10 protein-coding genes and 3 pseudogenes are annotated in these 10224 nt (G+C 56.8%); 2 read left to right on the top strand and 11 right to left on the bottom strand.

Annotation, left to right across the window (positions count from 1 at the left end; all coding sequences use genetic code 11):
- From O7A70_RS33120 to O7A70_RS33105, 4 genes are all read right to left on the bottom strand, one after another.
- Positions 1-613 (bottom strand): IS256 family transposase (locus O7A70_RS33120; RefSeq protein WP_337144098.1); only part of this gene is annotated, 613 nt, incomplete at its 3' end.
- A gap of 390 nt (positions 614-1003) precedes the next feature.
- On the bottom strand, positions 1004-1231 hold the full coding sequence (locus tag O7A70_RS33115) for a hypothetical protein (protein ID WP_337144097.1): 228 nt from the start codon (positions 1229-1231) through the stop codon (positions 1004-1006).
- An 8-nt stretch (positions 1232-1239) separates the two neighbouring features.
- Positions 1240-1485, bottom strand: coding sequence for a hypothetical protein (locus tag O7A70_RS33110; RefSeq protein WP_337144096.1), 246 nt, complete (start codon positions 1483-1485; stop codon positions 1240-1242).
- Positions 1486-1519: 34 nt separating this feature from the next.
- On the bottom strand, positions 1520-2320 hold the full coding sequence (locus O7A70_RS33105) for a Crp/Fnr family transcriptional regulator (RefSeq protein ID WP_337144095.1): 801 nt from the start codon (positions 2318-2320) through the stop codon (positions 1520-1522).
- 342 nt (positions 2321-2662) lie between these two features.
- Here O7A70_RS33105 and O7A70_RS33100 point away from each other — a divergent pair.
- Positions 2663-2936 (top strand): annotated as a pseudogene (locus tag O7A70_RS33100) (transposase); the annotation flags it as partial.
- Positions 2937-2962: 26 nt separating this feature from the next.
- On the opposite strand, the gene asnB reads toward O7A70_RS33100, so the two are convergent.
- The 6 genes and pseudogenes from asnB to aepX form a co-directional block, all read right to left on the bottom strand.
- Positions 2963-4813, bottom strand: coding sequence for an asparagine synthase (glutamine-hydrolyzing) (gene asnB, locus O7A70_RS33095; protein WP_337144094.1), 1851 nt, complete (start codon positions 4811-4813; stop codon positions 2963-2965).
- 10 nt (positions 4814-4823) lie between these two features.
- Entirely contained in the window at positions 4824-5795 is a 972-nt protein-coding gene (locus O7A70_RS33090; RefSeq protein WP_337144093.1) for a class I SAM-dependent methyltransferase, read from the bottom strand.
- 16 nt (positions 5796-5811) lie between these two features.
- Entirely contained in the window at positions 5812-6423 is a 612-nt protein-coding gene (locus O7A70_RS33085; RefSeq protein WP_337144092.1) for a phosphatidylcholine/phosphatidylserine synthase, read from the bottom strand.
- A 4-nt stretch (positions 6424-6427) separates the two neighbouring features.
- Positions 6428-7258, bottom strand: coding sequence for a phosphocholine cytidylyltransferase family protein (locus O7A70_RS33080; RefSeq protein ID WP_337131798.1), 831 nt, complete (start codon positions 7256-7258; stop codon positions 6428-6430).
- Between the two features lie 12 nt (positions 7259-7270).
- A pseudogene (locus O7A70_RS33075) lies at positions 7271-8455 on the bottom strand (aminotransferase class I/II-fold pyridoxal phosphate-dependent enzyme); the annotation flags it as partial.
- A 42-nt stretch (positions 8456-8497) separates the two neighbouring features.
- Positions 8498-9406 (bottom strand): phosphoenolpyruvate mutase, encoded by a 909-nt coding sequence (aepX, locus tag O7A70_RS33070; protein WP_337144099.1) that lies wholly within the window; start codon positions 9404-9406, stop codon positions 8498-8500.
- A gap of 330 nt (positions 9407-9736) precedes the next feature.
- Here aepX and O7A70_RS33065 point away from each other — a divergent pair, with 330 nt between their 5' ends.
- Positions 9737-9916, top strand: coding sequence for a hypothetical protein (locus O7A70_RS33065; protein WP_337131791.1), 180 nt, complete (start codon positions 9737-9739; stop codon positions 9914-9916).
- A 180-nt stretch (positions 9917-10096) separates the two neighbouring features.
- Here the strand turns inward: O7A70_RS33065 and O7A70_RS33060 are convergent.
- Positions 10097-10224, bottom strand: a pseudogene (locus O7A70_RS33060) (ISAs1 family transposase); the annotation flags it as partial.

The following is a 10224-nucleotide window of genomic DNA, read 5'->3' as shown; positions in this document are numbered from 1 at the left end:
TTTCGCGATTGGCCATCTCCACAGCCAGGATCTGACGCCGGCCGTCCCAGTCGATGCCAACCGCGATCAGCACCGCCTGGCTCATGACGATGCCGGCTTCGCGCACCTTCTCGTAGCGGGCATCGAGGATAAGGTAGGCAAAAGGCTCCTGAAGCGGGCGTTCGGCAAACGCCTTCAGGCTCTCGTCCAGGCGCTTGTTGATGGCCGAGATCGATGAGGCCGAGAAGGCATGACCGCACAGCTCTTCCGTGATCGCCTTGACCTTTCGGGTCGACACGCCCTGCACATACATTTCCGCCAGTGTCGCCACCAAGGCCCGCTCGGAACGCTGGTAGCGCTCGAACAGCTCGGTGGAGAAGCGGCCGGCCCGGTCTTGCGGAACCCGCAGCTCAAGCTTGCCGACCCGGGTGACAAGGGTGCGGCCGTAATAACCCGAGCGGTAGCCGAGGCGCTCCGGTGTGCGCTCGCCCTTCGAAGCACCCAGCGCCTCCTCCATCTCCGCCTCGAGCACCTCCTGCATCACCGCACGGATCACTTCGTGCAGACCCTCAGGGTTCGAAAGCAGAATGTCTTTGACGGCAGCGCTGGCGGTCTTACTCTCAATCTTGGTCATGGTGGCGTTCCTTCGCGGGAATCAGGTGACGTTGAACATCACCAGCCTGCCATGACCGCCCTCTCTCAGCGAATTTGCAGAACTCTCAGCACACTACCCAAAAACGGATCGGTGCCCTACACCCCTGACTGATGGCGTAGGAGACGCTTGACAGCAGCCGCCAAGCGGAATTTGCCGGTGCCGCCCAAAAGCATTTCGGAACCAAAACAACCTCCTCATTGCAGATGCTGGCGCTTGGAAGGGAGGTATGTAATGGAAACTCCAAGGAATTTACGCGGCGATCGCGCCGGCAAGCATGGACTGTGCGGAGAAGTTCTAAACCCAACTGTTCGCACGGGAGCCTGATGATCGCCCCATGATCGCTCGAAGGACGCGCAGCCGAGCTTGCGATCAAGGTACAGCTGCGTCGAACTCAATCGCAAATCCGGCATCAATCGCGCTTCGCGCAGCGAAGTTGCCGAGCTCCCAATCCGTCATTTCGCAAAGTGGAAAAGCTCGTCTGGTTGCCTGAATCACCTCTGCTATCGAGATGCACGGCCTGCCGATGTCCTCAATCAGCTGGCGGATGATCGCTTGGCGAACGTCCGAAGAAGCAGCCTTCTGGGCGAACGCAAGCATCCGGCCACCTAAGAATGGAGCTGGGGTGCTACGCTGTCGGCCGTCGTTTTATCGAAAGCCACAGCCACGCCGTGAACGATGGATGCTGCCGCCAACATTTCCTCTAATTGGCGGTCAGAGGTCTTACAGGTCGGCATGAGTGTTCGGATGGCGCGGATTGCTTGTGCAATCGAGAGGAAGCGAGCTTTGCCTCTGCAAAGAACATAGGCCTCGGCGGCTCTTTCAACCGTGATGGAATGAAAAGAGTTGGTCATCAAGAACACCTCCCTGAACCCAGACCAATATGATTTAGCGCCAAGATCTGACAGCCTTCAAGGGCATGTCCGATTCCGACAGTCGGCTGTTGGTGATGTCGAAGTGACGCTGCTCCTCGTCGCCATACGCGCCGTGCGTGAGTGTTATCATTCCGGTGCGGTCGACAATCGTGATCTCGCCGCGCTTGGCGTGGACCAGCCCTCGATATTCAAGCATCTGGAGAGCCGTGGTGACGCCGGGGCGTCGGGAACCAAGCATGGTCGCCAGAAATTCATGCGTCAGATAGATGATATCTCCTTCGGCGCGGTCGTTGACCATAAGCAACCAGCGGGCCAGCCGTTCCTCGATTTTCGAATGGCCATTGACCAGCGCCGTTCGCGACGACTGGATCAGGAATTCGTGGGCGTAGCGAAGCAGTGACGGGCGAAGGGTCTGGCTCCCGGCAATCGCAATGCGAAGCGGTTCAACCGGCAGGGACCAGCCTTTGCTGGCAACCTGGATATAGGTTTCATTGGGAGACCTGTCCTGGCCGAGGACGACCGCAATGCCCGTCATGCCGTCATATCCGATCAGGCCGACTTCGCTTTGCCGCCCTCCGGTCATGGCGGCGACCACCGATGCGATACCGGTCTCGGGGAAATAGACGTGCTCGATCGGCTGATATGCGATCTCTAGCCGGGCTTTGATGGCCAGTTCGACGTGATGCATCGATGGCCGTAAAAGCGCGAAATCCTCAGGCGTGAGGGTATTCAAAACATGGTTGCGAAAAGTGGATTGAGCCATGGCTCCTCTCCCTATCGGGCAAGAGCACGTATCTCTCACTGTCGGCAGCATCCGGATAAATCGGCGGCCGATGTCTGAGCCTACGCCCCCTATGCGGGTTTAGCAAATGGCCGCGCACAGCCGGTTAAGCATGGATTAACCACGACACACAGGCTAACGGATCGTGAATGAACGAACCGGATTGGCGGCGGTTAAGCTCGTGCTTTCCAAAGAGGGCCACGTTTTGTTCGCGACCGCCTTTGCTTTGCTGATCTCATTCTCGGTCAGCGTTGCCCTCATTCATGGGCCGCGCCGAACACCGCGCAAGCCATATCCACCGACCTGCAGAAGTCCATCGACGGATGGGAATTGCGTCAAACAAAATCCGACGCGCTCCCGCAACGCGACAGATGATTGCCTCGCGTTCATCCGCTTCGGACGATCCGAGCGATTGTGACCGAGGCACTTTCGGCGTTGTAGCTGGACTTCGCGGTTGTATTCGCCGATCGGGCGGCCGTCGATTCCGCCGGAGAAATTGCTCAGGGCTATGCTGCTACAGGCGTTCTATTCGATCCGCTCGGAACGGCGCCTGATGGAGCGGCTGGAATACGATCTTCTGTTCTGCTGGTTCGTCGGCATCGGCGTTGACGACGCGGCCTGGGATCACTCAGTCTTCTCGAAGAAGCAATAGCTCACATGCTGGTTCTTCCATTGTCATGAGAATGTCTCCCTGAAGAAAAGCGCAAGGTTGGCCAGAAGCCAAAACTTACGACCGAATGAATCAGAAGGTCTTTCTCGTCCGACCTCAAACCAACGCCTCAAGGCAGGCGGATCGAATAAATTCCCTAGGGGAGAGTCCTCGTGAAACAGCAGCCCTCGATATTGCGCTGCTCCCTCGCCCACCGCCCATTGGCCCAGCGGAAGCGGAAATCCCATCTTTTTCCGAGATAAAACGGACTTGGGCAAGACGCTCCGGTATTCGCTTCGTAAGGGATATTTTGAGACGTCAAGACGTTCGCTGAAGGAAGCGACCGGCTGCCAAAGTGCCTGGACGGAAGCGATTGGTGACCTCCACCTTAACCGCTGGGAGCCGGGTATTGCCATTGCGGCGGTTACAAGCTGGTGATCGGTGAAAGGAACGCGAGCTTCAATCCCAGCTACCATCGTGGTGTTGTCGACCATCTCCAGCAGCGCTGGCAGATGCGTAGAGACGAAGACACGTGATATTTTGCTAAAGAAGTCTCCTTCGGCCTCCGCAAATTGAGCCGCAAAATGATCGACGAGTTCCATCTCGTACTCCGTTCCCATCTGGCCATCGATAGCAAGCGAGCGGATCTCATCAACCGGAAAGTACGTATAACGGTCCAAGAAAAACTGCAGCTGATTGCCATGGGCCCCAAGGCCAAGGCGCCGGCGTGCGATCTGGGCCAAGGAAGAGGGCAATGCGGCGATGAATTTGCTTCGATTGTAATCATACGGCGTCCGAAACAAGCGGCTATAGCCCGCGAAAATTTCGTCAGCACCCTCGCCGGTGAGTACGACCTTGTGCTCCTTCGAAATTGCCTTTGCGAGCGTATACATGGCGGTTTCGTTATGCATTCCAAGTGGATGTCCACGCAAACGGACCAGCTCTCCCACAGCCTCAATATCGGACGGTTCTGGAATTGGGACGACGCGGTGAGTGAGCCCGAACTCAGCGGCAACCTCCATGGCATAGCCCGTCTCGTCATATTCGGAGGGCTCGACCCTGCCGGTATAGCAGATGGGATGGATTCGTGAGCGAGCGCCGGCCTCATAGGCAAGGATGCTGGAATCAAGCCCGCCGGACAACAATACGGCCACCGGGACATCAGCTACCAGCTGGCGTTGAACGGCGCTTCCGAGCAATTCCTTAATGTCGGAGTCCGGCTTCGAGCGTGAGATGCCCTCAGACAAATCCCACCAACGTTCGGACCTGTAGCGCCCGCTTCTTATCTCGAGGAGATAGCCGGGCTCTAATTTGGAAATGCCAGCGTACAGCGTGCGGGATCCTACAACTGCGCGATAGGATAGAAAGCTGAGCGCGCCGATCATATCCGGTCCGCGCATGACCCCTGGCCAGCGAATAAGAGCATTCGGCTGCGATCCAAATACGAGTCCAGTATCGCAAATCGTGTAGTAAAGTGGCTTTACTCCTAACCGGTCCCGGGCGATGAGAACAAGGCAATTTCGAGGATCGAACAGCGCAAAGGAAAATATCCCGTCTAAGCGATCCAAGAATGCTTGTCCCCACGCGATATAGCCGACAATCAAGACTTCTGTATCTGACGTCGTCAAAAAACGGTAACCCAATTGCTGCAATTCTTTTTTCAACTCACGATAGTTGTATATTTCTCCATTGTACGTAATTACCACTCCGGTCCCGTTATCGCGAAGAGGTTGATTGGCTCGAGAATCAAGATCGATAACCGATAGCCGTCGATGTGCGAATGCAACCGAACGATCAATGTATAGACCTCTGGCATCGGGTCCGCGATGAGCAAGAGCGTCCGCGCAATGCTCTACCGCCTCCGCGGAGACCGGCATACCTTCCTCTTTAAGGACTATCCCGAAGATTCCGCACATTGATTTCGCTCTCTACAAGTGATGCCGACTGCGTGCTTGGCTTGTGGCCGATCATCTGGATGCAGCCATCGCCGAACCAGAACCGAGCAAGCGGATGGTCGTAATGACGGTACATGGGCGCGAGAAAGCGCCGAAGGTTGTGGAAATTTCTCGTATACCTTGAGATCCTACGAATGTTGTCGAAGCCGCACTCGACAAACCAGTCTCGGATTTGCTCCTCTGTAAATGAGAACTCGTGGTAGGTTGGCGCCTGGAAACGATCCCGAATCGTCACAAACAAATCATCGTCGAAAAGACTTCGGAAGAATTTGTTTTCGCCAGGGATATGTTCTCTTTCTTCATTCTCTTTTACGTTTAACAGCCAGTCGATGGCTTGCCGTGCGGTGGATCCATTCAGATTGTCGATCGCGCTGCGAAATTGTTCATCATTTTGGTAGAGTTCTCGCAAATGGTTGATGCATCGATAGATGACGCCGTTTGCGGTGCCCATGATGGTCAGAAAGAAGCTGCCCCCGGGACGAGTTACGCGGGCAAGTTCCTCGAAGCCTTTTTTCGGATCGCTGGTGTGCGGCAGAACCCCGGCGCAATGAACAAAATCGAACCTCCTTTCGTCGAACGGGAGATCGAGTACACTGCCGGCGACCAATTGAGAGCGTGGCCCGAAGCGGCTAAGCCGTTTGCGCGCGCAATCCATCCAATCGTCGCCCAGTTCAAGTGAGACGACGCTATGCGCTCCCTTTTCAAGAAACGCATAAGACGCGTTCGCATTCGAGCCGCAGCCCGCGTCTAAGACGTCAAGGCCGCGGAAGCTACCGGCTGCCAGGCCGAAATATTCCTCCTCAATGAGGGAGACCAGCCTGTCAAATATGTGAGGATCATTCTCCTGGTCGCGCTGATAGTGATCGAAGACAGTGCGTGTGCGGATTTCGAAAGAGCTTTCCATGCTTTTTTCCTACACTTTACGATGCAGGTGGATTTGCGAGCAGGGCGAAAGACCCCGCAGCAACGAGTGTAAGGTTGGCCAGGCGCAACCAGTTGCCGGTACCAGGAAATCTGAAATTTGAGAGATGTAGCAGGGACAGAAGCAACGCCGCGCCTATCATGAGACTGCCAAGGTGAGGGATTGCCACATAACTGTTTGCGGCAAAGAGGGCGGCCAACACGAAGAGGTCGTTGTTCAACGGCAATCCTCTGCCGAATCCGTCATCGTCCAGCCCGAACGCAGAAAAATAGCTGAGGCGGAGGGCCCCTGACAGGACAAGGCAAACCGCAGCGAACAGCGACGGAATAGAGAACGCGTTGAAAGACAAGAGGAGAACTGCCGGAAAGACAGCCGCATAGACCAAATCCGCTAGCCCATCGAATGCGGCTCCCACCTGGGCCGTCAAAGCCGAACGGCTCGGGGAATGCTGCGCGACCATGCCATCGGCATCATCCGCCAGAAGCGCCCATAAGGCGAAACAAATGCCAAGCTCGAAGCGTCCGACCAAGGCAAAATAGATCGCGGTCGTGGCGAAGATCAGCCCAAGCGCGGTGATGGCATTTGCAGCATCGAAGAGATAGCGGATCATCTTGCTACTCTCCGGCGGCGGCTGCGATGTGGCCGGAGCCGCATCTCGCAGATCGCTCGACTTTGAAAATCCTCTCGGCTGCGCGTAGGTCTTCTTCGCTGTCGATCTCATACCATCTCAGATCATCGCATCGCGCCGCCGCAAGCTGCAGTCCGTTGCGCTCGATAAGGATACCGAGCAGCTCCTCGGTATAAGCTTTGGTCGCACCCGAGCCGATGATGTCGCCAAGGACGGGGACGATCTTTGTTCGGAGATCGGCGCCAGAGAACCGGATAAGGTTCATCATTTTGAAGAGTGGCGGACCGCCTGAGGCCAGGCTTGCTGCCGTCTGCTTTAACCGGACCTCGGATATGAAGCCGTCGCTGGAAAGAATGGCTGCGGAGCCTTCCATAGATGGATCGAACGGCGCAACGGCAGCGGTATTTGCCGCGTCGCTCATCATCAGATAGCGCAGAGCATCTTCTTCGAAGAAGACGTCACCTTCGAGGAGGTAGCAGTCTCCGGAAAGGAGCGCATCGCGCGCCAACCAGAGCGAGTAGGCACTGCCGGTCCGGTCGAAAACCACCGACTCGACATAATTGATCTTCAGGCCACCGAAGAGACTGCCGCATGCATATTGGATCGCGTCCTTGCGATAGCCTATGACGATAGTCGCCTCTTCAACGCCGACCGCTTCCAGGTTTCGAAGCGCGTTGTGTAGTATGGGCGTGCCATTGACCTCCACCAGGGGCTTCGGCCGCAGATCGGTCAGTGGACGCAGACGAGAGCCGAAACCCGCGGCTAGAATGACGGCCTTTTTAGGGGCCGCATGTGTTCCCCTTCTGTGTTCCGCGATCTTGCGGGGTCTTTCCCAAGCGTTGAGCACCTCGACGATGCGGCTCAACCCGGCTTCGAGCTTTGCTGGCGGAGTTCCATAGGAGAAGCGTATGGCAGCGGGATCGCCGAAGGCGGTGCCGGGCACCGTTGCAACGCCGGCTTTGGTCAGCGAATGCACTATCTTGTCCGCGTCGTCAGTGATCACATTCCACGGCTCGCGCGTTAGCAGGTTCGTTAAATCGAGATAGAAGTAGAAGCCGCCCTGCGCCTTCGGCACCGGTACCCGCGTTAGCGATGAGAGCACGTTGAGACCGATTTCCCTGGCGCTGGTCAACTGCGATCGCAGTTGGCGCTCATAGCTGCCGTCTCCTCGCTCTAGATGCGCCAACACGGCATGCTGGGCGATGACATTCGGATTTGATGTGGTGTGCGATTGCAGCGCCTTCACGGCGTTGATGATCTCCTTTGGACCGGCGAGGTAGCCAATTCGCCATCCGGTCAGTGCCAAAGCCTTGCTGAAGCTGTTGACGATGAGCGTCCGAGGCCTAACCTCCGGAACAACGGAGACGATCGCGTGATGGGTATGATGCCCGTGGACGAACTCGCCATAGCACTCATCGAAAATGATCCACAAGTCGCGATAGATCGCTAGCTGGGCCATCGCCATCAGCGTCTGTGCGTCATAAACAGCACCCGTGGGATTACCAGGCGTGTTGATGATGATTGCCCGGGTCCGGGTGGTGACTGCAGCCTCGATGTCTTCGACCCGCGCGACATAGCCATTGGAGCGGGTTTCGACGAAGACCGGTTTGCCGCCGGCGATCAGCACTTGCGCCGGGAAAGTCGACCAGTAGGGCGTCGGGATGATGACTTCGTCGCCTGGGTTGAGCACCACCATAGCCGCACTGAAGAGCGCCTGTTTGGCCCCTGTCGTGGTGATGAGCTCTTCGGCATTCCACATCTGTCCGGTATCGAGAGACACCTTTTTCGCCAGCGCCTCGCGCAGTTCCATCATGCCAGCGGTATCAGTATAGCGATTGACACCTTTGCGGATGGCCTCGAACGCACCGTCGCGAATTGTTGGAGCAAGGTCACTCCAGATTTCACCGGCCGTTAGATCAATGATGTCATCGCCAGCATCGGCAGATGCCCTTGCCGCCGCCCGCGCGGCGGCGGTCCCCGATGAACGGAACAAGCTTGTCCGTTTCGCAAGCATGTTGCGCCTCCTCGTCTCGTTTCCTTTTCAGAAAAGGGCGGTTTAAACCGGCTGACGGACGCCGCTCGCCTTCTGTGGTAGATATCTCTCTTCGGCCGCAGCCAGTTCCTGGTATTTGAGCAAATCGAACACTTCGTCCAGCGTTGCCACCTCACTCTCAATACCGGCGATTGTTTCTTCCCGAACGATCCGACCGCAAATATGGCGCATGGCAGCAGTGGCGGCGCGCAAGTTGTGGTTGGCCCAGATCACCATGGAGATCCCTGCGGCGCGATACGCGGAGACCGGCGTGCGGTAATATTTCGTTGGTACGATGACGACTGGAAGCAGGTTCTGCCAGGCGCGGGTGAAGGCGAAGATCTCGTCGGCGTCGGACCTGCGGGAATGGATGAGGATGGCATCAGCCCCCGCCTCGGCGTAGGCATAGGCGCGCGCCAGCGCCTCATCCATTCCGCGGCCGGCGATCAGCGCCTCAATACGCGCGACCAGCACGAATTCCGGATCCGGAATTCGGTCCTTGATCGCCTTGAGCCGCCCACAAAACTCCGCGGTTTCGGCGAGGGGGTGTCGGTCCCCCACGAACGAATTGATCTTTGGAAACACCTTGTCTTCGAGGCAAACGCCGCTTGCGCCACATCGGCGTAGTTTGCTGGCCATGAGGCGCGCATTATTGAAATTTCCAAATCCGCTGTCGCCGTCGACCAGGATCGGAATCCGCACAGCATCTGCCATACGCTCTACAACATTGACAACCTCGGACCAGGAAGCTTCGTTCGCATCGCGATAGCCGAGACTTGATGAGATCGACAGGCCTGACGCCCAAAGCACCTTGAAGCCCGCGCGCTCCACGATCGCGGCTGAGAGACCGTCGTGCCCTTCCATAGCAAAAGTGAGCTCGCCGGCTGTGATCAGTTGAAGCAAGCTTTCGGCCGTCCGACCGGCGGAAGCCATATTTTGTGTAGGCTGTTTTGGTACACCGCTGTGCATCATCATACCTTCCCCTTCCAAACAGCAATAATGGCCGTCGATCATTATTATTCAAGTTAAAATAAGATTATTGTCAGTAACGCTTATGCGCTATCGATTTCATGAACATGTACATTATGCTTCATTTTTGTTCATACATTTCACATCTGGCGCCGGAAACGGGCAAAGGAAACTGCGCGTCTGCAGTTCGTCTTGATCGTCTGGGTTCCTTTAGGATCGATGGCGGCGATGCATTCGCGGCCGAGCTAGCGGATTGGCGAAAAACTCCACAGCCGTTCGGGATTGTCGCCGCATATGGCAGCATTGACCGATCCTGGACGAGCTGTCAGCGCCGCGATCGCGCTTTACGGGCAAGAAGCTGCGACTGCCGCAGCGTATTGCGCGTTGGAAGCGAATTTTGCCGGCCGGGCTCAGGATTTCCGCTTTTTGTGCTTAGTGTTCCGGCAACTGGCCGCCAAAGAGGCCATTCAATAATGAACGAGTCGCCAAGCGAGTGAGCAAAGTCGTGCGCCACCGGTGCCATAGCGGCACCGACCTACATCCGCAACGGGTCGAGACGCAGGGGAATCGCTTCAGGTTAACGGCGGTTTTTGTCGGACGAGTGTTTCGAGATAGTCGAGGTCGAGATTGGCGAGTTTTCGGCGGACCTTAAGGCGCGGAGGAGAGATAGTATCGCCTCTCGCGTTCGGTCTTGCCGTTGCGCTCGACCTTTGTCTCGACCATGCCGATCATGGCCAGATGCGGGAAGCGCGGTTCGCCGGGATAGCGGCGATCAGAGAACA

Origin of the sequence: Mesorhizobium sp. Cs1299R1N1, assembly GCF_037179655.1 — a bacterium.
Classification (GTDB): Bacteria; Pseudomonadota; Alphaproteobacteria; order Rhizobiales; family Rhizobiaceae; genus Mesorhizobium; species Mesorhizobium salmacidum.
The sequence above is the reverse complement of the archived record's forward strand: the minus strand, read 5'-3'. Positions and strand labels throughout refer to the sequence as shown.